Annotated in this window: 20 protein-coding genes; 9 read left to right on the top strand and 11 right to left on the bottom strand. The window is 61.4% G+C overall.

Features of this window, described 5'->3' with window-relative positions; translation table 11 throughout:
• Positions 1 to 9 precede the first annotated feature (9 nt).
• Positions 10 to 1,302, bottom strand: a complete 1,293-nt coding sequence (locus F7R20_RS22600; RefSeq protein WP_003196837.1) for a murein hydrolase activator EnvC family protein — start codon at positions 1,300 to 1,302, stop codon at positions 10 to 12.
• 241 nt (positions 1,303 to 1,543) lie between these two features.
• Positions 1,544 to 3,073 carry a 2,3-bisphosphoglycerate-independent phosphoglycerate mutase gene (gene gpmI / locus F7R20_RS22595; RefSeq protein WP_003196839.1) on the bottom strand — a complete coding sequence of 510 codons (1,530 nt, stop codon included), beginning with the start codon at positions 3,071 to 3,073 and terminating at the stop codon, positions 1,544 to 1,546.
• A 152-nt stretch (positions 3,074 to 3,225) separates the two neighbouring features.
• On the opposite strand from gpmI, the gene F7R20_RS22590 reads away from it, so the two are divergent.
• Genes F7R20_RS22590 through secB form a run of 3 tightly spaced genes read left to right on the top strand, consistent with a single transcriptional unit; the run spans position 3,226 to position 4,419 of the window.
• Positions 3,226 to 3,639 (top strand): rhodanese-like domain-containing protein, encoded by a 414-nt coding sequence (locus F7R20_RS22590; protein WP_003196840.1) that lies wholly within the window; start codon positions 3,226 to 3,228, stop codon positions 3,637 to 3,639.
• Position 3,640: 1 nt separating this feature from the next.
• Positions 3,641 to 3,895, top strand: a complete 255-nt coding sequence (gene grxC, locus F7R20_RS22585) for a glutaredoxin 3 (protein ID WP_003196844.1) — start codon at positions 3,641 to 3,643, stop codon at positions 3,893 to 3,895.
• A 41-nt stretch (positions 3,896 to 3,936) separates the two neighbouring features.
• Complete coding sequence (secB, locus tag F7R20_RS22580; protein ID WP_003196846.1) at positions 3,937 to 4,419, top strand: protein-export chaperone SecB; 483 nt, start codon at positions 3,937 to 3,939, stop codon at positions 4,417 to 4,419.
• Positions 4,420 to 4,596: 177 nt separating this feature from the next.
• Here secB and trmL read toward each other — a convergent pair whose 3' ends face one another.
• Entirely contained in the window at positions 4,597 to 5,052 is a 456-nt protein-coding gene (gene trmL, locus F7R20_RS22575) for a tRNA (uridine(34)/cytosine(34)/5-carboxymethylaminomethyluridine(34)-2'-O)-methyltransferase TrmL (RefSeq protein ID WP_003196848.1), read from the bottom strand.
• On the opposite strand from trmL, the gene F7R20_RS22570 reads away from it, so the two are divergent.
• The gene (locus tag F7R20_RS22570; protein ID WP_003196850.1) at positions 5,051 to 5,491 is read left to right on the top strand and encodes a hypothetical protein; all 441 of its coding nucleotides are present in this window, start codon (positions 5,051 to 5,053) and stop codon (positions 5,489 to 5,491) included. The two genes, trmL and F7R20_RS22570, sit on opposite strands and share 2 nt — an antisense overlap.
• Positions 5,492 to 6,032: 541 nt before the next feature.
• Here the strand turns inward: F7R20_RS22570 and ntrC are convergent.
• The 6 genes from ntrC to glnA form a co-directional block, all read right to left on the bottom strand.
• A complete protein-coding gene (gene ntrC, locus F7R20_RS22565; protein WP_003196851.1) occupies positions 6,033 to 7,469 on the bottom strand; it encodes a nitrogen regulation protein NR(I) in 1,437 nt (478 codons plus the stop codon).
• On the bottom strand, positions 7,466 to 8,551 hold the full coding sequence (gene glnL / locus F7R20_RS22560; RefSeq protein WP_003196853.1) for a nitrogen regulation protein NR(II): 1,086 nt from the start codon (positions 8,549 to 8,551) through the stop codon (positions 7,466 to 7,468). Before glnL ends, ntrC begins: the two co-directional genes overlap by 4 nt.
• 253 nt (positions 8,552 to 8,804) lie before the next feature.
• Complete coding sequence (locus F7R20_RS22555) at positions 8,805 to 9,428, bottom strand: DUF4124 domain-containing protein (RefSeq protein WP_003196855.1); 624 nt, start codon at positions 9,426 to 9,428, stop codon at positions 8,805 to 8,807.
• Entirely contained in the window at positions 9,425 to 9,940 is a 516-nt protein-coding gene (locus F7R20_RS22550) for a DUF4124 domain-containing protein (protein ID WP_003196857.1), read from the bottom strand. Before F7R20_RS22550 ends, F7R20_RS22555 begins: the two co-directional genes overlap by 4 nt.
• A 323-nt stretch (positions 9,941 to 10,263) precedes the next feature.
• Entirely contained in the window at positions 10,264 to 10,827 is a 564-nt protein-coding gene (locus F7R20_RS22545; RefSeq protein ID WP_003196858.1) for a chorismate mutase, read from the bottom strand.
• A 121-nt stretch (positions 10,828 to 10,948) separates the two neighbouring features.
• Entirely contained in the window at positions 10,949 to 12,355 is a 1,407-nt protein-coding gene (glnA, locus tag F7R20_RS22540) for a type I glutamate--ammonia ligase (protein ID WP_003196860.1), read from the bottom strand.
• Positions 12,356 to 12,683: 328 nt separating this feature from the next.
• On the opposite strand from glnA, the gene thiI reads away from it, so the two are divergent.
• A complete protein-coding gene (gene thiI / locus F7R20_RS22530; protein WP_003196863.1) occupies positions 12,684 to 14,138 on the top strand; it encodes a tRNA uracil 4-sulfurtransferase ThiI in 1,455 nt (484 codons plus the stop codon).
• Positions 14,139 to 14,276: 138 nt separating this feature from the next.
• A complete protein-coding gene (gene typA / locus F7R20_RS22525; RefSeq protein WP_003186725.1) occupies positions 14,277 to 16,097 on the top strand; it encodes a translational GTPase TypA in 1,821 nt (606 codons plus the stop codon).
• 206 nt (positions 16,098 to 16,303) lie between these two features.
• Here typA and F7R20_RS22520 read toward each other — a convergent pair whose 3' ends face one another.
• The gene (locus F7R20_RS22520) at positions 16,304 to 16,741 is read right to left on the bottom strand and encodes a YkgJ family cysteine cluster protein (protein WP_003196865.1); all 438 of its coding nucleotides are present in this window, start codon (positions 16,739 to 16,741) and stop codon (positions 16,304 to 16,306) included.
• A gap of 6 nt (positions 16,742 to 16,747) precedes the next feature.
• On the bottom strand, positions 16,748 to 16,888 hold the full coding sequence (locus F7R20_RS31715; RefSeq protein ID WP_155767778.1) for a hypothetical protein: 141 nt from the start codon (positions 16,886 to 16,888) through the stop codon (positions 16,748 to 16,750).
• 106 nt (positions 16,889 to 16,994) lie between these two features.
• Here F7R20_RS31715 and F7R20_RS22515 point away from each other — a divergent pair, with 106 nt between their 5' ends.
• The 3 genes from F7R20_RS22515 (at position 16,995) to F7R20_RS22500 (ending at position 24,775) form a co-directional block, all read left to right on the top strand.
• Entirely contained in the window at positions 16,995 to 19,445 is a 2,451-nt protein-coding gene (locus tag F7R20_RS22515) for a glycogen/starch/alpha-glucan phosphorylase (protein WP_003196867.1), read from the top strand.
• A 318-nt stretch (positions 19,446 to 19,763) separates the two neighbouring features.
• Positions 19,764 to 23,402: a DUF2339 domain-containing protein gene (locus tag F7R20_RS22505; protein WP_003196869.1), complete on the top strand. Its 3,639-nt coding sequence runs from the start codon at positions 19,764 to 19,766 to the stop codon at positions 23,400 to 23,402.
• Positions 23,399 to 24,775, top strand: a complete 1,377-nt coding sequence (locus F7R20_RS22500; RefSeq protein ID WP_042956372.1) for a DUF3999 domain-containing protein — start codon at positions 23,399 to 23,401, stop codon at positions 24,773 to 24,775. The genes F7R20_RS22505 and F7R20_RS22500 overlap by 4 nt, the downstream gene beginning before the upstream one ends.
• The last annotated feature ends 61 nt before the right edge of the window (positions 24,776 to 24,836 follow it).

Genomic DNA, 24,836 nt, shown 5'->3' with positions numbered 1-24,836 from the left:
TGGGCGCGCTTATCCTTGCGCACGACACCATTGGGCCGGGTCACTGGGGCGACCCTGCTGACGAATAGCGAAATACAGTGCTGGCGTATCCTGCCCGCCACTGTTGCCGACCGTGGAGATGGACTCACCGGCCTTGACCACATCCCCCGCGGACTTGAGCAGCGTCTGGTTGTGGCCGTACAGGCTCAAATAACCGTTGCCGTGATCCAGGATCACCAGCAGGCCGGCGCCGCGCAGCCAGTCGGCGAAGACCACGCGCCCGCCATGCACGGCATGCACCTGGCTGCCGGCGGAGGCGCTGATCATCACGCCGTCCCACTTGGTGCGGGTGTCGTCGCCGCGGGTTTCACCGAAGCGCGCAAGCAGTCGACCATTGACCGGCCATGGAAGTTTGCCCCGCGCCGACGCAAAAGCGCCGCCGAAGGTTTCGCCATCACTGGAAACCAGCGCGCCGGGGCTTGATTTCACCGGCTTGCGCGGCGCGTCGCCGGCATCTGCGTCGGCCTGGGCTTCACGCAAACGCTTTTTTTCGGCTTCCTGCTGGGCGATCAGCGCTTTCTGGCGCGCTTCTTCTGCCTCTCGGGCCTGGCGGGCCAGGGTTTCTTCGATGGTTTTCAATACATTGGCCAGTTCGGCCTGGTCCTGCTCGCGGGCCTTGAGCTTGCTGTCGCGAGCCTTCACGTCGTCATTGAGCTTGGCCAGGGCCACCTGGCGTTCCTTGCGAACCTTCTCGAGTTCTTCGCGCTGGGTGTCGAGGCTGCTTTTCTGCACCAGCAACTGGGCTTGCTGCAGTTCGATGTCTTTTTCGACATTGGCCAGTTGGCGCAGGGTTTCGTTGAAGTTCTTGAGCTGTTCCAGGCGGGCCTGGCTCAGGTAATCGTAATAAGTCAGGGTGCGGGCGAATTTCTCGGGATTCTGCTGGTTGAGCAGCAGCTTGAGGTATTCCTGGCGACCGTTCTGGTAGGCGGCCCGGGCCTGGATGGCGATCAGCTTTTGCTGTTCAGTGCGCGCGCTCTGGAGTTTTTTTTTCTCTCCATCGAGTCGTTGCAGCTCGGATTCGCTTTTCTTCAGCTCTTTTTGCAGGGCGTCGACCTGTTTCTCCAGATTGCCCATCTCGGTCTCGGTGCCGCGCAGGTCTTTCTGCACGCTGGATTTCTCTTCCTGCAACTTGCCCAGCAGTTTTTTCAGCTCGGCAATGTCCTGGCGCGTGGCTTCCAACTGTTGTTGGGTTTGCGCGCGCTCGTCGGCAAAGGCCGGTTGGAGCAAGCAGGTCAGAGCGAGGGCTATCAGGACGCGAAGCATAGAGGCGGGCGACACCAGGGAAAGGGACGGCCTAGTATGCCCGCCCCACGCTGCAAAAAAAACGCCCATTTGGGGCTGTGTGATAACTGGAGCGGTGCAGGGCACTTATTTCCCGCCAAACCCCTGTGGGAGCAAAGCCTGCTCGCGATGACGTCAGCACATCCAACGAAAATGTAGATTGTCAGATTGCTATCGCGAGCAAGCTTTGCTCCCACAGGGTTTGCGGTGATTGATGGATCAATCAGACCAGGATCGACGTCCCGGTCATCTCCGCCGGCTTCTCCATGCCCAGCAACATCAGCATGGTCGGTGCCACGTCAGCCAGCACGCCACCGTCACGGACCTTGAAGTTGCGCTTGCCGACATAGATGAACGGCACCGGCTCGGTAGTGTGGGCGGTGTGGGCCTGGCCGGTGGATTCGTCGGACATCTGCTCAACGTTGCCGTGGTCGGCCGTGATCAGTGCTTCGCCGCCGACCTTTTCCAGGGCCTCGACGATGCGGCCAACGCAGGTGTCCAGGCATTCCACGGCCTTGACCGCCGCCTCGAACACGCCGCTGTGGCCCACCATGTCACCGTTGGCGTAGTTGACCACGATCACGTCGTAACGCTGGTTTTCAATGGCCTCGACGATGCGGTCGGTCACTTCCGGCGCGCTCATCTCCGGTAGCAGGTCGTAGGTGGCGACTTTGGGCGAGGGGATCAGGATGCGTTCTTCGCCCGGGAAGGGTTCTTCACGGCCGCCGGAGAAAAAGAACGTCACGTGGGCGTACTTTTCGGTCTCGGCGATGCGCAGTTGGGTCTTGCCATTCTTCGCCAGGTAGTCGCCCAGCACGTTGTCCAGGCTGCCGGCGGCGAAGGCCGATGGCGCGGGGATGCTGGCGGCGTATTGGGTCAGCATCACGAAGCCGGCCAGTTTCGGCTGGCGAGCGCGTTCGAATTCCTTGAAGTCGTCTTCGACAAACACGCGGGTCAGTTCGCGAGCGCGGTCGGCGCGGAAGTTCATGAACACCACGGCATCGCCGTCCTCGACCTTGACCGGTTCGCCGATGGTGGTGGCCTTGACGAATTCGTCGCTTTCACCACGCTCGTAGGCGGCTTGCAGGCCTTCCTGGGCGGTGGCGGCATTGAATTCGGCGCTGCCGTCGACGATCAGGTTGTAGGCCTGGGACACGCGGTCCCAGCGGTTGTCACGGTCCATGGCGTAATAGCGGCCGATGAGGCTGGCGATGCGCCCCTTGCCGAGTGCCTGGAATGCTGCGTCCAGGAGTTCGATCGACGACGTGGCACTTTTCGGTGGCGTGTCGCGGCCATCGAGGAACGCGTGCAGGTAGATCTGCTCGGCGCCGCGCTTGAAGGCCAGTTCGGCCATGGCGATCAGGTGGTCCTGGTGGCTGTGCACGCCACCGTCGGACAGCAGGCCCATGAAGTGCACGGCCTTGCCGGCGGCCACGGCTTTATCCACGGCGGCGCAGATGGTCGGGTTTTCGAAGAACTCACCGTCGCGGATCGATTTGGTCACGCGGGTGAAGTCCTGATACACCACGCGGCCTGCGCCGAGGTTCATGTGGCCGACTTCGGAGTTGCCCATCTGCCCGTCCGGCAGGCCGACGTCCATGCCGCTGCCGGAGATCAGGCCGTTGGGCACGGTGGCCCACAAACGGTCCAGCACAGGCTTGTTGGCCGAATACACGGCGTTGGATTCGTGGCTTTCACTGTGACCGAAGCCGTCGAGAATCATCAGGACCAAAGGTTTAGGCGTGGTAGTCATGGAATCCACTCGTGGCGGGTTAAAAGAAGACGATGGAAAAGGGACGGGCAGTTTAAAGGTAAGTTCCGACGGCGTCACCGCCGGGCGGGGTTTGGCCGGCCTTGTGTGCTGTGTATACTGGCCGACATTTTAACGCCCTGGAACCTCCTTCGATGGTTGCTCACCTGATTGAATTTGCCACTAACCACTACATTCTCGTCGGTATCTTCGTCGTACTGCTGGCGTTGCTGGTAGCCCATACGATGCAGGGTGGCGGTCGCAGCCTCAGTACCGCCGAGCTGACGGCGCTGGTCAACAAGGATGCCGGCGTGGTGGTGGACATCCGCCCGAGCAAGGATTACGCCGCCGGCCACATTGTCGGGGCGGTGAATATTCCCCAGGACAAACTGATCGCCCGCATCGGCGAGCTGGAAAAACACAAGGCCAAGACACTGATCCTGGTAGATGCCCAAGGCCAGCACGCCGGCACCCACGCCCGCGAGCTGATGAAATCCGGTTTCACCGCCGCCAAGCTGTCCGGCGGTGTTGCGAGCTGGAAAGCCGACAATCTGCCCCTGGTGAAGTGAAATGTCCCACGTCGTTGTCTATTCCAGCGATTACTGCCCCTATTGTTCCCGAGCCAAGTTCCTGCTCCAGAACAAAGGCGTGGCCTTCGAAGAGATCAAGGTCGACGGCAAGCCGCAACTGCGCGCCCAAATGGCCCAGAAGGCCGGGCGCACGTCCGTGCCGCAGATCTGGATCGGCAGCACCCACGTGGGCGGTTGCGATGATCTGTTCGCCCTGGAGCGCGCCGGTAAGCTCGACGCACTGCTCAAGGCCTGAATTTCCCACTGACAAGAACCTGAAAGTAAGAAGGATCTGCGATGACTGACCAACAGAACACAGCTGCCAGCGAAGACGAAGCCGCACCGCAATTCTCCTTGCAGCGCATTTATGTACGTGACCTGTCCTTCGAAGCCCCGAAAAGCCCGGCGATCTTTCGCCAGCAGTGGGAGCCGAGCGTAGGCCTGGACCTGAACACTCGCCAGAAAGCCCTGGAAGATGACTTCCACGAAGTGGTGCTGACCCTGTCGGTTACCGTGAAAAACGGTGACGAAGTGGCGTTCATCGCCGAAGTGCAACAGGCCGGGATCTTCCTGATCAGGAACCTGGATGCCGCTTCGATGAGCCACACCCTCGGTGCGTTCTGCCCGAACATCCTGTTCCCTTACGCCCGCGAAACCCTGGACAGCCTGGTGACCCGCGGTTCGTTCCCGGCCCTGATGCTGGCCCCGGTGAACTTCGATGCCCTGTATGCGCAAGAACTGCAGCGCATGCAGCAAGAAGGCGGCGCGACCGTTCAGTAAGCGGCGTCGCTTCTGTTCGCAAGGCACAAAACTTGTGGGAGCGAGCCCTGTGGGAGCCGAGCTTGCTCGCGATGAACGATGACGCGGTTTTGCAGTTGAACCGTGTCGACCTCATCGCGAGCAAGCTCGGCTCCCACAGGCTCGCTCCCACAGGTGTTTCTGGCTGACAGGCAGGGCTCAGGCGAAGCCGTTCTGCCGCCACGCCTCATAAACCGCCACCGCCACGGTATTGGACAGGTTCAGGCTGCGGCAGCCTTCGCGCATCGGCAGGCGCAGGCGCTGGTCGGCGGGCAGGGCGTCCAGCACCTCGGCCGGCAGGCCACGGCTTTCCGGGCCGAACAGGAACGCATCACCGGCGACGAAGCTGGCGTCATGGAACGGCCGCGAACCCTTGGTGGTAAAGGCGAACAGGCGCGGATGCCCGAGGCTTTCCAGACAGCTGGCAAGGTCGGCGTGACGCTGCAAGGTGGCATACTCGTGATAGTCGAGACCGGCACGGCGCAGGCGCTTGTCGTCCATGTCGAAGCCCAGCGGTTCGATCAAATGCAGGTGGCAGCCGCTGTTGGCGCACAACCTGATGACATTGCCGGTATTCGGCGGAATTTCCGGTTGAAAAAGGATGACGTGAAACATGCACGGCTCCGCAGATGAAGATGAGCGGCATTCTACGCTGCAAACCGACCGACGTTCGAAGCTAATGCCTCGGGTGATGGGCTCGTTGGCGATCTTCGGCATGATGGTCGGATTGATGATCGGACGCCTGACCACGCCCGAACCGAGCGTGCTGCAGCAGGTCGAGGTGATTGACGGTGGGGTGGTGGCCTGGTTCAACACCGAACCCAAGCTGCACGGGGAAGTCATCGACGGCTCGGTGGCGCTGTTGTTCGAAGCGCAAGGGCGATCGCAGAACGGCCAGTTAAAGCTCAACGGCAAGGACGTGAACTGGCGGGTGCGGTTGAGTGACAAGGGGTTGTTGCTGACGCTGGTGGCGGCGCGTCCGTTGCGCGGGGCGTGGACCTCCAGCGAGGTCGATGACCGCTGGCGGCTGGAGGTCCATCTCCAGGAGCAATAAAAGAGGGAATCCCCGGCCTGCCTGTACCAAGGTCCCCAAAACGGGAGGGCTTACCGCGAAGGTCCAGCCCTGGTGTAAAGAAGGGAAACCTTGACCTGCCTGTATCAAGGCCCCCAAAACAGTGGGCTCGATGAGCCCGGTATAAAAGAGGGGAATCCCCGGCCTGCCTGTACCAAGGTCCCCGAAACTGGGTAGTGATTGAGTTATTGCAGGGGGCGTGCCAGTTTTGAATGGCTTGTCACAAAAACACTGCTGGCGATGCTGAAAGCCCCGTATTCCGGGGCTTTTGTTTTTGTTTGTGCGGTTTTTTTCGAACTGGATCGATTGGTTTTGGCTCGTTGTGCATGCGCAATTGCGGTTCGCAGTGCATTGATGCGGTGCACACAGTCCTTTAAAAAGCATCGTCGGATCGCCGCCCGGAGCAAGCTCGCTCCCACAGGGGATCTGCGGTGAACACAAATTTTGTGCCTGATGCAGAACCATTGTGGGAGCGAGCTTGCTCGCGATTGGCCTTCAAGATCAGCGAAGGGTTAAAGGCCGATCAGCCCTCATCCCCGTCATCATCATCCCCACCGTCGACCTTCATCCCCAATTCCTTGATCTTGCGGGTCAAGGTATTACGGCCCCAACCCAGCAGCACCGCGGCGTCGCGGCGGCGGCCGGCGGTGTGCTTGAGGGCGGTTTCGATCATGATTCGCTCGAAACTCGGCACCGCGCTGTCCAGCAGGCTCGACTGGCCACGGGACAGGGCCTGGTCGGCCCACTGGCGCAGGGCTTGCTCCCAGTTGGCCACCGGAGCCGAATCCTGCGGCAGGCTCAACAGCTCTGGCGGCAGGTCGCTGATGTGCACTTCGCGACCCGAAGCCATTACCGTGATCCAGCGGCAGGTGTTCTCCAGCTGACGCACGTTGCCCGGCCACGGCAGGTTCTTGAGGTATTCCTCGGTTTCGCTCTTGAGCAGCTTGGGCTCGACCGCCAGTTCCTGGGCCGCGCGGCTGAGGAAGTGCCTGGCCAGGGTCGGGATGTCTTCGCGACGGTCCGCCAGGCGCGGGATATGAATGCGGATCACGTTCAGGCGGTGGAACAAGTCCTCACGGAATTTGCCGGCGTGAACCAGGGTTTCCAGGTTCTGGTGGGTCGCGGCGATGATGCGCACGTCCACCTTGACCGGCGTATGCCCGCCCACCCGATAGAACTCGCCATCGGCCAGTACGCGCAGCAAGCGCGTCTGGGTGTCCGCCGGCATGTCGCCGATTTCATCGAGGAATAACGTGCCGCCGTCGGCTTGCTCGAAGCGCCCGCGCCGCAGGTTGGCCGCGCCGGTGAACGCACCTTTTTCGTGGCCGAACAGCTCGGACTCCATCAGGTCCTTGGGAATCGCAGCCATGTTCAGCGCGATGAACGGCGATGCCGCCCGTGGACTGTGACGGTGCAGGGCGTGGGCCACCAATTCTTTGCCGGTGCCCGACTCGCCGTTGATCAGCACGGTGATGTTGGAGTGGCTCAGGCGCCCGATGGCGCGAAACACTTCCTGCATCGCCGGCGCTTCACCGATGATTTCCGGGGTGCGGGCCAGGGCTGGCACCTCTTCCATGCCCTGTTGTTCCTGGGCATGTTGATTGGCGCGCTTGACCAGCGACACGGCTTCATCGACGTCGAATGGCTTGGGCAGGTATTCGAAAGCGCCGCCCTGGTAGGACGCCACGGCGCTGTCCAGGTCGGAATGGGCGGTCATGATGATCACCGGCAGCCGTGGATGCTGTTCGCGAATCCGCGCCAGCAGGTCCAGGCCGCTGGCGCCAGGCATGCGGATGTCGGAGATGATGACGTCCGGTTGCTGACGCGCCAGGCGACTCATTACTCCATCGGCGCTGTCGAAGCTCTGGGTGGTCATGCCTTCCTGTTGCAAGGCTTTTTCCAGGACCCAACGGATAGAACGGTCGTCATCGACGATCCACACGGTTTCACTACGGCTCATGTCGATGTGGCTCCTTGTTCCAGTGGCAGGAAGATCGAGAAGGTGGTGTGGCCGGGGTGGCTTTCACACTCGATCAAGCCCTGATGCTGACTGATGATGTTCTGGGTAATGGCCAGGCCCAGCCCGGTACCGTCCGGACGGCCGCTGACCATGGGAAAAAAGATGGTTTCCTGCAGCTCGGCAGGGATGCCCGGGCCGTTGTCGATGATTTCGATCTTGGTCACCAGGCGATGGCGCACATGGCCGATGGTGAACTGGCGCATGGCGCGGGTACGCAGGCTGATGCGCCCCAGGCGCAGCTCGTTCTGGCTGCTGATGGCTTGCATCGCGTTACGCACAATGTTCAGCACGGCCTGGATCATCTGCTCGCGGTCGATCAAGACATCGGGAATGCTCGGGTCATAGTCGCGCACCAACGTGATGCAGCCTTGGCTTTCGGCTTCCACCAGGCTGCTGACGCGCTCCAGCACCTCATGGACGTTGCACATCGCCAGCGATGGCAGCTTGTTCGAGCCGAGCATGCGGTCCACCAGGTTCCGCAGGCGGTCGGCTTCTTCAATGATGACGTTGGTGTAGTCCTTGAGGTTTTCTTCCGGCAGTTCGCGGGCGAGCAACTGCGCCGCGCCACGAATCCCGCCGAGGGGGTTCTTGATCTCGTGGGCCAGGCCGCGCACCAGCATCTTGCTGGTTTCCTGCTTGGACAATTGCGCTTCTTCCTTGGTGATACGCAGCAAGCGATCACGCGGGTGGACTTCCAGCAACAGCAGGGTGGCGCCGTTGTTCAGGATTGGCGTAACCGCGTAGTCCACGGTCAGGGTCTGGCCGGTCAGCGCGGTCAGCATCGCTTCGCGCTTGGTGAACGGATGGGCCTGTTCCACCGCCTGGCGCAAGGAGTTGAGTGCTTCGGCGGACTCGGTGAACAACTCGCTGATGAACTGTCCGTGGCTGCGCTGGCCACTGACGGCCAGGAGCATCTCGGCCGCCGGGTTCATGTACTCGAGGCGCAGTTCGGCGTCGAGCAGGATGGTCGCGGTGGTGAGGTTGTCGAGCAGCAAGCGGTGTAGTGCGTCGCTAATGGTCATCAGGACCTCTTTTGGAGCGTAGCAACTCGGGACCGGTCCCAAATTGCGCGCGCGATTAATGCGCTGTTACAAGGAAAATGCAAAAACCAAACCAAGGCTCCGAAAAGAAGCGTTTAGAGCCTCAAAAGGGTGTTTTTCGCCCAGTTGCGTGGCGTTCTGCCAGCTTTTTCGGGTACTTTCGAACCAAAATGGGTTTGGAAACTGAGTAGCGTGCAATGGTTTGCACCAATATAGTGCGCCAGCCTGAACGGCATCAGAAGAACGGCAGGATGCTGCTTTTTTCTTCTTCAGGCTTTTCGGCGAGGGGGCACTCGGGGCGTTGACCGTAATCGGTCGCGGCGCAGGGTTTGATGCGGCGCTTTTGCGCCAGGGACATGCGTTGCATATGGAAGGGCTGGTTGGCGGTGCGTTCGACGATGCGGTCCTGCTCATCGAGGATTTCTACCGCCAGTTGATGGGTGCCTCGATCGATGTTGCTCAAGGCAAACACCGGGCTCGGCCCCGGCGCGCCTGTTGGCTGGCCGTCGAGCAACAGGCGATAGCGGTGGCCTTTTTTCAGGCCGGGTTCGCTGGTGACGCTGACGATCAGTTCGCCTGCGGTGCTGCGTATCGTCGCGTCCGGCTCAGGTATCAACAGCCGGAGCATTTCGTAATGAAACAGGGGCTCGGGCCGGGCTTCGGGCATGGGCGCCGAGGTTGTGCCCGGGGGCGGCGTCGGCATCCGGTTGCCGGGTGGCAGTTGGACTTTCTTCGCATTGCCGGGGCGCGGCTGATCGGTGAAGACGCGATTACCCTGGGCATCGATGTAGGTGTAGACCTGCGCCACCCCAGGCAGCGCCGCCAGCGCCAGGCTAAGCGCGAGCAGCCAGCGGATCATGGCTGGTGCACCCGCTGCACGGTGAACGTGACGGTCTTGCTTTGTTGCACGAGGGTGTCCCCGTCGATGACTTGAACCGCCAGGCTGTGCTCGCCCCGATCGATGTTCACCAATTGCAGGCGTGGCACGTTGGACGGCTGGCCGTAGGGTTGGCCGTCCAGCAATAGCTGGAACAGATGCGGGCTCTGCAGGCGCGGTTGCGCTCGGACGCCAACGGTGAAGGTGCCATTGTTGGCGCGCAGGGCCTCGTCGGTGGGGATGTCCGTCAGTACCAATGTTTCGTAGGCATTGCGCGGCTCGTCGCTGTTGGCGGGGGCTGGCGGTGTGTTCGGGCTGGCTGGGGATTGGCGTTCGATACTGTTGAGCGGCGGCAACTCCACCGTCTGGGCTGGTACGCCTTGGGGCGGCTGGTTGCTGTAGGCGGTGTTGCCGTCGGCGTCGGTGTACTTGTAGATCTGCGCGGCGGCGGGCAGTGCCAACAACAACAGGATGATTGGAAAACCACGACCCATGGAAAATCGACCGAAAACTAAAAGTGATGGGTTGCAGCATAGGTCAGGGAGGGTGATTGACCCAAGTTGTTGCACATAACCCCTGTGGGAGCGAGCTTGCTCGCGATAGCGGTATGTCAGTCACTGAGATGTTGGCTGAGCCGGCCCCTTCGCGAGCAAGCCCGCTCCCACAGGGGGTCTGCTGTGAACACAAATCTTGTGCCCGATGCAGAACCACTGTGGGAGCGAGCCTGTTCGCGAAAGCGGTGTGTCAGACGCTGAGATGTTGAATGTAAAGGCCTCATCGCGAGCAGGCTCGCTCCCACAAGGGGAGGTGGGGTGCCTCAGGATTTTGTGGAGATACACAGCTCTCCGGTCGCTCGGATCAGGGCGAGGCGGTGCACCGGGTGCTGCTTGTTGTGGTGGGTGGCTCGGGCCAGCCATTGCGGGCACTGCGGGTCGGTGCGGTAGGGGGCGAAATCGGCCAGTTGTTGCAGCAGGCGTTTTTGCAGTCGATCGAGTTGCGGGCGGATCTGTCCCACCAGGTCCGGGCGTGGGAGGTCCGGGGCCTTGCCTTCCAGGGCCCAGTCGGACAGGTTGATGTACTGCACCATTTTGTTGGCTTCTATCTGGGCGGCGAAAAACGCTTCCACGGTTTCGCCACTCAGCTTGTAGGCCGGTGCCTGGGCAACGGCGGCAGCAATGACTTCACGCTCGCGCTGACGGTCTTCTACCGGTTTATGGCTGTCCCATTTGCTCAACGCCACTTGATCGCCAAGGGCCAGGCGTTCGCCAATGGCGTTAAGCAACGGGGCAAGGGCCTCAGGGGCGGGAGCCGAGGCGGCTTCGGCGGTGGAGGCCAGCAGTGCGGCAGACAGGGCAAGGCAGAGCTTGAAGCGCAAAGTCATGGGCAATCTCGTCTTCTATGGGGGAGCGACGAGGCATCATGCACGTAACCTGCGCCCATAAAAAAGGCCTCCCGAAGGAGGCCTCTCTTTATTCACGCCGTGCGTGGCGGCGTTTACTGGATCAGCAGCTGTAGTACAGCTCGTATTCCAGTGGGTGTACAAAGGTGCGAACCTTGATTTCTTCTTCGCTTTTCAGTGCGATGTAAGCGTCGATGAAGTCATCGCTGAATACGCCGCCCTTGGTCAGGAAGGCACGGCCCTTGTCCAGCTCTTCCAGGGCTTCTTTCAGGCTGCCACACACCTGTGGGATTTCCTTGGCCTCTTCAGGCGGCAGGTCATACAGGTTTTTGTCAGCGGCATCGCCAGGGTGGATCTTGTTCTGGATACCGTCCAGACCGGCCATCATCAGTGCAGCGAAGGCCAGGTACGGGTTGGCAGCCGGATCCGGGAAGCGTGCTTCGATACGGCGGGCTTTAGGGCTGTTCACGTAAGGAATACGGATCGAGGCGGAACGGTTGCGAGCCGAGTAGGCCAGCATGACCGGGGCTTCGAAGCCTGGTACCAGACGCTTGTAGGAGTTGGTCGACGGGTTGGTGAAGCCGTTCAGGGCCTTACCGTGCTTGATGATACCGCCGATGAAGTACAGGGCGGTGTCCGACAGGCCGGCATAGCCTTCGCCTGCGAAGGTGTTCTTGCCGTCTTTGGAGATCGACATGTGAACGTGCATGCCCGAACCGTTGTCGCCGTACAGTGGCTTCGGCATGAAGGTCGCGGTGCGACCGTAGGCGTCGGCAACGTTGTGTACGCAGTACTTCAGGGTCTGGACTTCGTCAGCCTTCTTGACCAGCGTGTTGAACTTCACGCCGATTTCGTTCTGGCCGGCAGTTGCCACTTCGTGGTGGTGAACTTCGACGGTCTGGCCCATCTCTTCCAGTGCGTTGCACATGGAGGTACGGATCTCGTGGTCGTGGTCGAACGGTGGAACCGGGAAGTAGCCGCCCTTGATGCCTGGACGGTGGCCTTTGTTGCCGCCTTCCACGTCCTGGTCGGACATCCACGAACCTTGTTCGGAGAAGATCTTGAACATGGAGCCGGAGATATCGGACTTGAATTTGACCGAGTCGAAGATGAAGAACTCAGGCTCAGGACCGAAGAAAGCGGTATCACCGATACCGGTGGACTTCAGGTATTCCTCGGCGCGGTGGGCGATGGCGCGTGGGTCGCGGTCATAGCCTTGCATGGTCGAAGGTTCGATGATGTCGCAGACCAGGATCAGGGTCGGCTCTTCGGTGAACGGGTCCAGGACGGCAGTTTCGTCGTCCGGCATCAGGATCATGTCGGAGGCTTCGATGCCTTTCCAGCCGGAGATGGAGGAACCGTCGAACATTTTCCCGATTTCAAAGAATTCGTCGTCCAGCGCATCACGGGCCGGCATGGTCACGTGATGTTGAGTACCTTTGGTGTCAGTGAAGCGCAGATCAATCCACTTGACGTCATGATCTTTGATGAGTTGAACCGACTTCGACATATGTCCTCCGGGTGGCTTCGGGCGGGTAGTGGAGTGCCCTTAGATATGGGTGATGCCGGCGCGAATACTCTGCCATGGCAACCTGCCTCACAAGGGAGCAAATTGCATGCCAGTGCCCCAGCATGGGTTTTTTGCACCAAATCCACGCTTTTAAAGGCGTAAATCAAAGATTGTCAGACAATAACGCACTGCAATGTGGCGTCGTCAATCGATAATGACCTGTTTTGGTGCATGTAAAACCATCTGCACATAAACTGGTTAAACCTTGAGCAATTTCCGCTATAATCCGCGCCCCCCTTTTTCGGCTGGCCGTTCGCGCGCTGTTTTCATGAAACTAATCGTAAAAGTCTTCCCCGAGATCACCATCAAGAGCCGCCCGGTACGGATGCGTTTCATCCGCCAGTTGGCCAAGAACATCCGTGCCGTGCTCCGAGACCTGGACCCGGCCGTGGTGGTGAATGGCGTGTGGGACAACCTCGAGCTGGAAACCCGTGTCAGCGAACCCAAGGTCCTGAAGGAAATGACCGAGCGCCTGAGCTGCATGCCGGGCATCGCGCATTTCCTGCAAGTCGATGAATACCCGCTGGGGGATTTCGATGACATCCTCGCCAAGTGCATGCTCCATTATGGTGATGCCCTGGCCGGCAAGATTTTTTCGGTGCGCTGCAAGCGTGCCGGCAAGCACCCGTTCAGTTCGATGGATGTGGAGAAGTATGTCGGCAGCCAGTTGCGTCGACAGTGCGGCGCGGCCGGTATTTCGCTGAAAGACCCGCAGATCGAAGTGCGCATCGAAATTCGCGACCAGCGGCTGTTCGTGATCCACAGCCAGCACAACAGCATCGGCGGTTATCCGCTGGGTTCGCTGGAGCAGACCCTGGTGCTGATGTCCGGCGGTTTCGACTCCACGGTGGCCGCTTACCAGATCATGCGTCGCGGCTTGATGAGCCATTTCTGCTTCTTCAACCTCGGCGGGCGTGCCCATGAACTGGGCGTGATGGAAGTGGCGCACTTCATCTGGAAGAAGTACGGCAGCTCCCAACGCGTGTTATTTGTGAGTGTGCCGTTCGAAGAAGTCCTGGGCGAGATTCTCGGCAAAGTCGATAACAGTCATATGGGCGTCATTTTGAAGCGTATGATGTTGCGCGCCGCTTCACGAATTGCCGACCGCCTGCAAATCGATGCGCTGGTGACCGGCGAGGCGATCTCCCAGGTGTCGAGCCAGACGCTGCCGAACCTGTCGGTGATCGACTGCGTGACCGAGAAACTGGTCTTGCGGCCGCTGATTGCCAGCCACAAGCAGGACATCATCGACCAGGCCAATGAAATCGGCACCGCCGAGTTTGCCCGGCACATGCCGGAATACTGCGGCGTCATCTCGGTCAATCCGAAGACGGCGGCCAAGCGCGGGCGGGTGGAACACGAAGAGAAAGAATTCGACATGGCGGTGCTCGAGCGTGCGCTCGAAAACGCCAGGCTGGTGCCAATCGATCGAGTCATCGATGAGTTGGGCCAGGACATTCAGATTGAAGAAGTCGGCGAAGCGCTGGCCGGTCAGATCATCATCGACATCCGTCACCCGGACGACGCTGAAGACGACCCGCTGAGTATCGCCGGCATCGAGGTAAAAACGATGCCGTTCTATGCCGTGAACGCGCGTTTCAAGGAACTGGACCCTACTCGCCAGTACCTGCTGTATTGCGACAAAGGCGTGATGAGTCGCCTGCATGCCCACCATTTGCTCAGTGAGGGGCATGCCAATGTGCGCGTTTATCGACCGAGCTAAGTGCCCGGGGCTGTTTGCCTGTGGCCTGCGTCACCGGCCCCCCGACGCCGCCGACAGGCTGTAACGGCCTTGTCGGACTCAACGTAAATCGCTGCCACGACCTGTCAGCACACCGAATCCTCTGATCGAGATACACAAGTGATCGAAAATCTACGCAACATCGCCATCATTGCTCACGTTGACCATGGTAAGACCACCCTGGTAGACAAACTCTTGCGTCAATCCGGCACTCTGGAGCGCAACGAGCTCAACGACGAGCGCGTGATGGACTCCAACGACCAGGAAAAAGAGCGCGGTATTACCATCCTGGCGAAAAACACCGCCATCAACTGGAATGGCTACCACATCAACATCGTGGACACCCCGGGCCACGCCGACTTCGGTGGTGAAGTAGAGCGCGTGATGTCGATGGTTGACTCCGTGCTGCTGCTGGTTGATGCCCAGGACGGCCCTATGCCGCAAACTCGCTTCGTGACCAAGAAGGCTTTCGAAGCCGGCCTGCGTCCGATCGTGGTCATCAACAAGGTTGACCGTCCAGGCGCGCGTCCGGACTGGGTTCTGGACCAGATCTTCGACCTGTTCGACAACCTGGGTGCCACCGAAGAACAGCTGGACTTCAAAGTCGTCTACGCCTCGGCCCTGAACGGCATTGCCGGTCTGGACCACACCGCCATGGCTGAAGACATGACCCCGCTGTACCAGTCGATCGTCGACGACGTACCAGCGCCGAAAGTCGACCGTGACGGCCCGTTCCAGATGCAGATCTCGGCACTGGACTACAACAGCTTCCTGGGTGTTATCGGTGTTGGCCGTATCGCCCGTGGTCGCATCAAGCCGAACACCCCGGTGGTTGCCATCGACGCCGACGGCAAGAAGCGCAACGGTCGTATCCTCAAGCTGATGGGTCACCACGGCCTGCACCGCATCGACGTTGAAGAAGCAGCTGCCGGCGACATCGTCTGCATCAGCGGCTTCGAGCAACTGTTCATCTCCGACACCCTGTGCGACCCACTGAACGTCGAAGCGATGAAGCCGTTGACCGTCGACGAGCCAACCGTTTCCATGACCTTCCAGGTCAACGACTCGCCATTCTGCGGTAAAGAAGGCAAGTTCGTGACCAGCCGTAACATCAAGGAGCGCCTGGACAAAGAGCTGCTCTACAACGTTGCCCTGCGCGTTGAAGAAGGCGACTCGGCCGACAAGTTCAAGGTCTCCGGCCGTGGTGAGCTGCACCTCTCGGTGCTGATCGAAACCATGCGTCGCGAAGGCTTCGAAATGGGTGTGGGCCGTCCTGAAGTGATCATCCGCATGGTTGATGGCGTCAAGCACGAACCGTACGAAAACGTGACCATCGACCTGCCGGAAGAATCCCAGGGCGCGATCATGGAGCAAATGGGCCTGCGTAAGGGCGACCTGACCAACATGGTTCCGGATGGCAAGGGCCGTGTACGCCTTGAGTACAACATCCCGGCTCGTGGCCTGATCGGTTTCCGTAACGAGTTCCTGACCCTGACCTCCGGTGGCGGCATCCTGACTTCGATCTTCGATCGTTACGACGTGATGAAGTCCGGCGACATGTCCGGCCGTCAGAACGGTGTCCTGGTATCGGTTGCGACCGGCAAGGCACTGACCTACTCGCTGGAAACCCTGCAAGCGCGCGGCAAGCTGTTCGTCGAGCACGGCCAGGATATCTACGAAGGTCAAATCGTTGGCTTGAACAGCCGCGACAACGACCTGGGCGTGAACCCAACCAAAGGCAAGAAGCTCGACAACATGCGTGCTTCGGGCAAGGACGAAACCATCGCCCTGGTTCCGCCGGTCAAGTTCACCCTGGAGCAAGCGCTGGAGTTCGTGCAGGAAGACGAACTGTGTGAAGTGACGCCTAAGTCGATTCGCCTGCGTAAGAAAATCCTTGGCGAAAGCGAGCGTACCCGCGCTGCCAAGAAAAGCGGCAACTGAGTTTCGACTTAGTTAGCAGCTAAAAAAACGCCCCCGGTCGTGAGATCGGGGGCGTTTTTTTATGCCTGGGGTTTGTGTGTCGCTTGTCAGGGCCCTATCGCGAGCAGGCTCGCTCCCACAGTGGATCTTCAGTGGATACAGACCTCGTGTGGGAGCGAGCTTGCTCGCGATAACGGTGGTTCAGACACAGCTGAACCATCAGTCGATCAGAATTTGTCCAACGTCCGTGGATTACGCTCGCGCTCCACTTCCTTGGGCTTGTAGGCGCAATACCCCGGCCGTGGTCCAACCCGCGGATGGTTGCGGCAGGTGTCCGGGCGTTTCTCGTAAATGGTGCACAACCGGCTCTTGCGGTCCAGATAAAGGCAATCGTTGTTGCTCATGCGCTGGAGCGTGAAGATTTCCGACTTCTGGTTGTAGCGCTCGACGATCCCTTCCTTTTGCAGGCGCTTGGCGATGTTCTTCGGCGGGTCGCCCAGTTCGAACTCATCGACGATGCCGATGCGGATCAGGTCCTTGATCTTGACCTCCACCGGCAGCGTGCAGCAGCTCGACACACAGGAACCGCACATCGGGGCGGAGTACTTGGCCCAGGTATCGAGTCGGTCGATCTCCGCGGCGGCGATCAGGTTGGGCTTCATCATCACGGTTTACCAGCATGCATCAGGGCGCGCGATCATACCGGGACTGGTGAAATTTTGAACGACCATCCGCCAGTTTTTTTTCATCCCGGCCAAACCCGCCCGGATCGGCACGGCCCCTGCATTCATTCGACCATCCGGCAATTCCATGGCGACGATTCTCCGACACTCGGGGAAATCCACCGAACCAAGAGCCTGTACCGTCTGTCAGACCGTCTAGGCTCAGACAATTCCATGCTCGTTCGAGGTCTTATCAATGACTCAAGAACCACTTGTTCGCGAAGCTGAAGTTGCCGCATTTCGCGACGCCGTGTTGACCAAACTCACTTATGCCGTTGGCAAGGACCCGGATCATGCGTTTGATCACGACTGGTTCGAAGCTATCGCCCTCGCCGCCCGCGACCACATGGTCGATCACTGGATGGACCACACGCGACAGATCTACCGCAAGGGCCAGAAGCGCGTCTATTACCTCTCCCTGGAATTCCTCATCGGTCGCTTGCTCTACGACAGCCTGAGCAACCTCGGCCTGCTGGACACGGCGCGCGAGGCGCTGACCGAACTGGGCGTGGATCTGGAGCGCATTCGTCTGCTCGAGCCGGATGCAGCATTGGGCAACGGCGGTCTTGGCCGCTTGGCCGCGTGTTTCATGGAAAGCATGTCGACCCTGGGCATCGCCGGCCATGGCTATGGCATCCGTTATGAACACGGCCTGTTCCGCCAGGCGATTGTCGATGGCTGGCAGCAGGAGCAGACCGAGCACTGGCTGGACTTCGGCAATCCGTGGGAGTTCGAGCGGCCGGAAGTGGTCTACCCGATCGGCTTTGGCGGCAGCGTCGAGACCGTCACCGATGAGGCGGGTAAAACCCGGCAAGTCTGGTCCCCGGCCGAAACCGTGCGGGCGATTGCCTATGACACGCCGGTGGTAGGCTGGCGCGGTGCCAGCGTCAATACCCTGCGCCTGTGGCGCGCCCGAGCCGTGGAAGACCTTCACCTGGAACGCTTCAATGCCGGCGACCACTTGGGTGCGGTAGCGGAAGTGGCCCGGGCCGAAAGTATTTCCCGCGTGCTGTACCCGGCCGACAGCACCGAGGCTGGCCAGGAACTGCGCCTGCGCCAGGAATACTTCTTCGTGGCCGCCTCGCTCCAAGACCTGCTGCGCCGTCATCGCAACATGCACACCTCGGTGCTGACCCTGGGCGACCATGCGGCGATCCAGCTCAACGACACTCACCCGTCCATTGCCGTGGCCGAGCTGATGCGGCAACTGGTGGACGTTTACGACGTGGCTTGGGACGCGGCCTGGCAGATCACCCAGGACACGCTGTCCTACACCAACCACACGCTGCTGCCCGAAGCCCTGGAAACCTGGCCGGTGGGGCTGATGGAGCGCATGTTGCCCCGGCACATGCAGATCATTTATCTGATCAATGCCCAGCACATCGATTCGCTACGGGCCAAGGGCGTGCACGATTTCGATGTGCTGCGCTCGGTTTCGCTGATCGAAGAGGACAACGGCCGCCGGGTGCGCATGGGTAACCTGGCGTTCCTCGGTTCCCATAGCGTCAACGGCGTGTCCGGGTTGCATACCCAACTGATGCGCAGCACGGTGTTTTCCGAGCTGCACAAGCTCTATCCGGATCGGATCAACAACAAGACCAACGGCATCACCTTCCGCCGCTGGTTGTTCCAGGCCAACTCCGAATTGACCTCGATGATGGTCGATGCCCTCGGCCCAAGCGTGCTCGACAACCCCGAGGAGCGCTTGATCGAACTGGAACCGTTTGCCGACAAGCCGGCGTTTCGCAAGCAGTTCGCCGAGCAGCGCCTGCACAGCAAGAAGGCTCTTGCTTACTTGATCCACGAGCGGCTGGGGATTGCCGTGAACCCGGCGGCGATGTTCGACGTGCAGGTCAAGCGAATCCACGAGTACAAGCGCCAGTTGCTCAACCTGATGCACACCGTGGCGCTGTACCAGGCGATCCGCGCCGAGCCGGAAGTGGACTGGGTGCCGCGGGTGAAGATCTTCGCCGGCAAGGCCGCCGCCAGTTATCACCAGGCCAAGCTCATCATCAAGCTGACCAACGACATCGCCCGGGTGGTGAACAACGACCCGACCGTACGTGGCTTGCTCAAAGTGGTGTTCCTGCCCAACTACAACGTCAGCCTGGCCGAAAGCATCATTCCGGCGGCGGACCTGTCGGAGCAGATCTCCACGGCCGGTTTCGAGGCGTCGGGCACCAGCAACATGAAGTTCGGCCTCAACGGCGCGCTGACCATCGGCACCATGGACGGCGCCAACGTGGAGATGCATGAGCGCGTCGGCGGTGAGCACATGTTCATCTTCGGCCTGACCGCCGAGCAGGTGGAGGCCCGCAAGCAAAACGGTGAGTTCAGCGCCGCGCCGGACATCGCCGCGTCCCATCGGCTCAATGATGTGCTGCAGGCGATTCGTGGCGGGGTGTTCTCGCCGGATGATCCGATGCGCTACGCCGGGCTCGTGGACTCGTTGGTGGACTACGACCGCTTCCTGGTCTGCGCCGACTTCGACTCGTACTGGAACGCCCAGGCCAAGGTCGAAGAGCGTTGGCACGACTCCAAGCAATGGTGGCGTTCGGCGGTGCTCAACACCGCGCGCATGGGCTGGTTCTCTTCGGACCGGACCATCCGCGAATACGCGACCGACATCTGGAAAGCCCTGGAGTAGCATTTGCTGTAAGAAATGTGAGCGAAGCCCAACGGCGGTTGGGCTTCGTCGATATACTAGGCGCCAGTTTCGCCGGGCTGTGTGGCCGGGCTCAGCACTGGAAGTGCCAACAATCCAATGTGGGAGCGAGCTGTGTGGGAGCAAGGCTTGCCCGCGATGAAAACGCCGCGGTCTCTTGAGGACCGCAGCGCCTGGATCGCGAGCAAGCTTTGCTCCCACACAGCTCGCTCCCACAGGGTTTGGGGGTTTCCACTAGACTGAGTCAAGCACCGCATCACCCCGGTTACGCCCGCAACGGGCCGCTTAGGGATATCGACCATGCAATGGATCTTGACGCTGTTGGGCCTGGCACTCGGCTGGGTGGTGGACGAGTCGTTTGCCGATGCGCTGATAGGCGCGCTGGTGGGGCTTGGCATCGCCCAGGCGTTTCGATTGGGGCGCCTGGGTAGCCAGGCGGCCAAGCAACAGATCTTGTTGCAAGAGGCCCAGCAGAGCTTGCTCACGTTGGAAGCCCGTCTGACGGTTCTCGAACGCGGCAAGGTGGCCGAATCGAGTGATTCGGCGCCAGCGCCCGAGGTTGTCGTGCCCCAGGCTGCGAAGCCCGAGACGCGCACCGAGCCAGAGCTTGTCTGGGAATTGCCGCCAGACCTCGAACCCGTTCCCGCGATGGCCACCCAGGCCAGCCAACCGTTGCCCGATGACGTTTGGAAACCCGCGCCAACCACTTCCAGTCGGCGTGCCGAGCGCGACTTCGCGCCGCTGCCCCTGGAGCCGATGCCCTTGGAACCGAGGGTTTCGAAACCCGCGGCCCCCCGTGGCCCGAATCTGTTCGACCGCGCCGTGATTGGCGCGCGCAACTGGCTGTTCGGCGGCAACACGGTGCTGCGGGTCGGCGTGGTGCTGTTGTTTCTCGGCCTGGCGTTTTTGCTGCGCTATGCCACCGAAGGCATGGTGGTGCCGATCGAGTTGCGTTACGCCGGCGTCGCGGCCAGCGCGTTGGGCCTGTTGGGCCTGGGCTGGTGGTTGCGCCAACGCAACAGCAACTATGCGCTTATGCTCCAGGGCACCGGGATCGCGGTGCTGTACCTGACAGTGTTCGCGGCCATGCGCCTGCATCCGTTGCTCGACTCCAAGGCGGCCCTGGGCTTGCTGGTCGCGGTGACGGTGTTCTCGGCAATCCTGGCGATTACCCAGAACGCCTTGGGCCTGGCCGCGGCTGCGGCGCTGGGCGGGTTTGCCGCGCCGATCCTGACCTCCACCGGCAGTGGCAATCACGTCGCGCTGTTCAGCTATTTCATCCTGCTCAACGCCGGCATCCTCGCGATTGCCTGGTTCAAGGCCTGGCGCCTGCTCAACCTGATCGGCTTTGTCGGCACCTTCGGCATCGGTTTCGCCTGGGGCATGCGCTCCTACACACCGGAACTGCTCTGGAGCACCGAACCGTTCCTGATCCTGTTCTTCCTCATCTACCTGGCGATTGGCTTGCTGTTCACCCGGCGCAAGTTGCTGGAAATGAGCGATGCTCCCGAAGACGCCAGCCGCGATGCGCTGTTGCACTGGTCGGCGCGCAAGGGCGATTACGTGGACGGCACCATGCTGTTCGGCCCGCCGCTGGTGGGCTTCGGCTTGCAGTTCGCGTTGGTGCAGCATTTTGAGTTCGCCGCTGCGTTCAGCGCCCTGGCCCTGGGCATGATCTACATGGGCCTGGCGCGGGTATTGATGGGCGGTCGCGCCCTGTTGCTGGCGGAAACCTGCCTTGCCCTGGGGGTGATTTTTGCCAGCCTGGCGATCCCCTTGGGGCTCGACGCCCGCTGGACCGCAGCGGCGTGGGCCGTGGAAGGCGCGGGGATCTTCTGGCTGGGCCTGCGCCAGCAGCGCCCATTCGCCCGGGCTTTTGCCTTGTTGCTGCAATTGGGCTCGGCACTGGCGTTCGTCAGCGAATTGCGTATCGGCGACGGCAGCCTGCTCGATGGTTCAGCGCTGGGCGCGTTGATGCTCGGCGGCGCCTTGCTGTTCACCTTCTACCAACTGCACAAGGCTGAACCTGAACACAGCGCCAATTGGGAGCGCCGAGGCCTGCCGGTGCTGGCTGTGCTGGGGTTGAGTTTCCTCTATCTGCTGGCACCGCTGTTCTTCTTCACCCACGGCACCGCCATTGCCTGGGCCCTGGCTGGATTGGCAACGCTGTTTGTTGGCCTGCGCCTGCAGTCGCGCAGCTTCCTGTTCAGCGCATTTGGGGTGCAATTGCTTGGCGGCGCGCTGTTCCTGCTGCGCTTGCAAGGCGCCGAGGGGGATTCGGCGGTGGTGTTCAGCGCGGGCTGGAGCGGCTTGCTCAGCGCCTCGCTGATCGGCCTGGCGTTGATTGGCGGCATGTTGCTGGCGGCACGTGATGACATGGTGCGCAACGATGTCCGGTTGCTGCGCGGCTTGTCGGTGGTGTTGCTGGCGGGGCTGGTGCTGATCAACCTTGCGGTGCTGTTCGTCCTGCCGTGGCAAACGGCGAGCGGTGTGTGGGCGGCCAGCGGCTTGTTGATCATCTGGCTGAGCCTGTACCTGAAACAGCGCGTGAGTTTTGTCTTCGGCCTGCTGCTGCAACTGCTGGGCGGTGCGGCATTCCTGACGGCGGGGCCGGCGCTGTTGGGGCCGCTCAACGCCGAGGATCTGCGACCGCTGGCCCACAGCGGCTTCTGGACGCCGCTGGTGCTGGGGCTCGCAGCCCTGGTGGGCGCATGGCGCCTGCAACGGGCGCACGCGGCGCGGGAACTCGAGGTCTTGAGCTTGCAGCGCCTGTCCGAGCTGCTGCTGATCTGGGGCGCCGGTTGGTGGGCGCTGGCGTGGGTCAGCGAAGTATTGCGCTTTGCCCCGGCAAACCTGCAGGGCAGTTGGCTGCTGCTGGTTGCGGCGATCAGCGTGGCGGTGTGGACAGTCTTGGCGCAGCGCTTGAAATGGCCGGCGCTGGGGCTGCTGTGTACTTTGTTGATTCCGGCGGCGGGCTGCGTGCTGGTGGCAACGGGGCACAGCCACTATCACCCGGCCGCGAATTTCGGCTGGCTGGCCTGGCTGGCGGTATTTGCCGTGCATTTCCTTTCTCTCAAGCGCCTGGCGCCGATGCTGCCGGCCCCGGCGCGCAGTACGGCCCATGTGCTCGGTTGCTGGTTGCTGATGGCGGTGTTGATGCTGGAGTTGCGTTACGGCCTGCTGTTGCTGTCCGAGCAGTACAACGCCTGGCGCTGGCTGGCCTGGGCGATCCTGCCAGGCCTTTACCTGGTGCTGATGGCCACGCCGCGTGCCTTGCCGTGGCCGGTATCGGCCCAACCGCGCGAGTACCGTGTCTACGCGGCGGCGCCGATGGCGTTGTTGATGCTCGGTTGGTTCTGGCTGACCAACACCTTCAGCGATGGCAACTCAGAGCCGCTGCCTTATGTGCCGTTGCTCAATCCCTTGGAGCTGGGCCTGCTGTTCGCCTTGTTCGGTATCTATGTGTGGGCCCGCAATGCCGTGGAGCAATCGACGAACCGTTGGAATCGCGTCGGGCACATCGCTCAGTTGATCGCCGGTGTGTCGCTGTTCGCGTTCTTCACCGCCCTGGTGATGCGCAGTGCCCACCAGTGGATGGGGGTGCCATACGAGCTGGACGCGCTGCTCGAGTCGATGTTCGTGCAGGCCGGGTTGTCCATTGTCTGGACCCTGATCGCCCTGGGGCTGATGATCGGTGGGCATTTGCGCCACCGTCGTGAAGTGTGGCTGATCGGCGCGGCGTTGATCGCGGTGGTCGTGGCCAAGCTGTTTTTTGTCGAATTGAGTAACCGTGGCGGTCTGGCGCGGATTGTTTCGTTTATCGGTGTAGGCGTGTTGCTGCTGGTAGTGGGCTATTTTGCGCCGCTGCCGCCCAAGCGCCCGGAGACGGTCGCGCAGGATGAGCCGCCTATGCCTGTCAGTGAGGGAGTGTCGTCTTGAGTCGCAAGTTGAGTCGGATCGGGCTGGGCGTGGTGGGGTTATGGGCGGCATTGTCGGCCGTGGCCCAGGAGCAACCGACGGATTTTGCCCATCAGGTGCCAATGGCCTTGAGCGGCGAGGGGCCGTGGTATCGCCTCCCGTTGCCCCTGGACGTGCAGTTGCAGGCGCGACAGACCGACCTGAGCGATCTGCGGGTCTTCAACGCGGCCGGCCAGGCCCAGGCCTACGCCCTTGTGCGCGAGTCGGCCCAGAGCCGGGAAAACCGTACCCTCACCGACGTGAAGTGGTTCCCGCTGTACAACGCCGCCGATGACAATGAGCGCGCGCCCAGTGTGCGGGTGCAATCGAATGCCAACGGCACCTTGGTGGAAGTCCAACCCTCCAGCCGGCTCGAAGCTGGGGAGGAGGAGCTGCGTGGCTGGCTGCTGGATGCCAGCGCGATCAAGGCACCGTTGCAGCAGTTGGTGCTCGACTGGACCAGTGAGCGCGACGGTTTCCAGCGGTTTACCATCGAAGCCAGTGACGACTTGCAACACTGGCAGTCGTGGGGCGAAGGCCAGGTGGCGCGCTTGACCTTTGCCGATGAGCGAGTCGAGCAGCATGAAGTGAGCTTGCCGGGGCAATCGGCGCGTTACTTGCGGTTGTTGTGGGATTCGCCGTCCTCCGCGCCGATCCTGACCTCGGCCCAGTTGCAAAGCGCCAGCCGCGAAAGCTTGCCGTTGCCACTGGCCTGGTCGCAGCCATTGGCCGGCAGCACCGTGAAGGCCGGTGAATACACCTGGCAGTTGCCCATGGGGCTGAACATCGAGCAGGTGCAGGTCGAGCTGAGCCAGGCCAACAGCCTGGCGCCGGTGACCTTGGCCGGTCGCCGTGAAAGCAGCCATCCGTGGCAGCCGCTGGGCAGTGGTTTGCTCTATCGCCTGACCCAGAACGGCCAGGATGTGTTGCAAAACCAATTGCAACTGTCCGGCCAGACCGTACAGCAATTGAAATTGACCGTGGACGAGCGTGGCGGCGGTCTGGGCAGCGAAGCCCCGGCCCTGCGCTTTGCCGTGCGTCCGACCCAGGTGGTGTTCCTGGCGCGTGGCGAAGGACCTTACAGCCTGGCCCTGGGCAGCGCGACAGTGAAAGCGGCCAGCTTGCCCTTGACCACGCTGGTGCCCGATTACAAACCGTCGCGCCTGGCAACGCTGGGTACGGCGACCGTGAACGGCGCGGCCACGTCGACCCCGGCTGCGGCCACGGCAACCACGCCTGCGACGGTCGATACCAATTGGAAGAAGATCGGCTTGTGGGCGGTGCTGCTGCTCAGCGTGCTGTTCCTCGCGGCGATGGCGTTCAGCCTGCTGCGCAAGCCGCCGGTCAAGAGTTGAGGTGATTCATCGCGAGCAAGCTCGCTCCCACAATAGGCCACGTTCGTCGCAGCAACTCGGT

Source organism: Pseudomonas brassicacearum subsp. brassicacearum, assembly GCF_008801605.1.
Taxonomy (GTDB): domain Bacteria; phylum Pseudomonadota; class Gammaproteobacteria; order Pseudomonadales; family Pseudomonadaceae; genus Aquipseudomonas; species Aquipseudomonas brassicacearum.
This window is presented reverse-complemented; position numbering and strand designations above follow the sequence as displayed.

Excerpts from the sequence above, each read along its gene's own strand:
- F7R20_RS22600 (WP_003196837.1), bottom strand. The coding sequence starts at position 1,302 with ATGCTTCGCGTCCTGATAGCCCTCGCTCTGACCTGCTTGCTCCAACCG.
- gpmI (WP_003196839.1), bottom strand. The coding sequence starts at position 3,073 with ATGACTACCACGCCTAAACCTTTGGTCCTGATGATTCTCGACGGCTTC.
- F7R20_RS22590 (WP_003196840.1), top strand. The coding sequence starts at position 3,226 with ATGGTTGCTCACCTGATTGAATTTGCCACTAACCACTACATTCTCGTC.
- grxC (WP_003196844.1), top strand. The coding sequence starts at position 3,641 with ATGTCCCACGTCGTTGTCTATTCCAGCGATTACTGCCCCTATTGTTCC.
- secB (WP_003196846.1), top strand. The coding sequence starts at position 3,937 with ATGACTGACCAACAGAACACAGCTGCCAGCGAAGACGAAGCCGCACCG.
- F7R20_RS22570 (WP_003196850.1), top strand. The coding sequence starts at position 5,051 with ATGCACGGCTCCGCAGATGAAGATGAGCGGCATTCTACGCTGCAAACC.
- trmL (WP_003196848.1), bottom strand. The coding sequence starts at position 5,052 with ATGTTTCACGTCATCCTTTTTCAACCGGAAATTCCGCCGAATACCGGC.
- ntrC (WP_003196851.1), bottom strand. The coding sequence starts at position 7,469 with ATGAGCCGTAGTGAAACCGTGTGGATCGTCGATGACGACCGTTCTATC.
- glnL (WP_003196853.1), bottom strand. The coding sequence starts at position 8,551 with ATGACCATTAGCGACGCACTACACCGCTTGCTGCTCGACAACCTCACC.
- F7R20_RS22555 (WP_003196855.1), bottom strand. The coding sequence starts at position 9,428 with ATGATCCGCTGGCTGCTCGCGCTTAGCCTGGCGCTGGCGGCGCTGCCT.
- F7R20_RS22550 (WP_003196857.1), bottom strand. The coding sequence starts at position 9,940 with ATGGGTCGTGGTTTTCCAATCATCCTGTTGTTGTTGGCACTGCCCGCC.
- F7R20_RS22545 (WP_003196858.1), bottom strand. The coding sequence starts at position 10,827 with ATGACTTTGCGCTTCAAGCTCTGCCTTGCCCTGTCTGCCGCACTGCTG.
- glnA (WP_003196860.1), bottom strand. The coding sequence starts at position 12,355 with ATGTCGAAGTCGGTTCAACTCATCAAAGATCATGACGTCAAGTGGATT.
- thiI (WP_003196863.1), top strand. The coding sequence starts at position 12,684 with ATGAAACTAATCGTAAAAGTCTTCCCCGAGATCACCATCAAGAGCCGC.
- F7R20_RS22520 (WP_003196865.1), bottom strand. The coding sequence starts at position 16,741 with ATGATGAAGCCCAACCTGATCGCCGCCGCGGAGATCGACCGACTCGAT.
- F7R20_RS31715 (WP_155767778.1), bottom strand. The coding sequence starts at position 16,888 with ATGGAATTGCCGGATGGTCGAATGAATGCAGGGGCCGTGCCGATCCGG.
- F7R20_RS22515 (WP_003196867.1), top strand. The coding sequence starts at position 16,995 with ATGACTCAAGAACCACTTGTTCGCGAAGCTGAAGTTGCCGCATTTCGC.
- F7R20_RS22505 (WP_003196869.1), top strand. The coding sequence starts at position 19,764 with ATGCAATGGATCTTGACGCTGTTGGGCCTGGCACTCGGCTGGGTGGTG.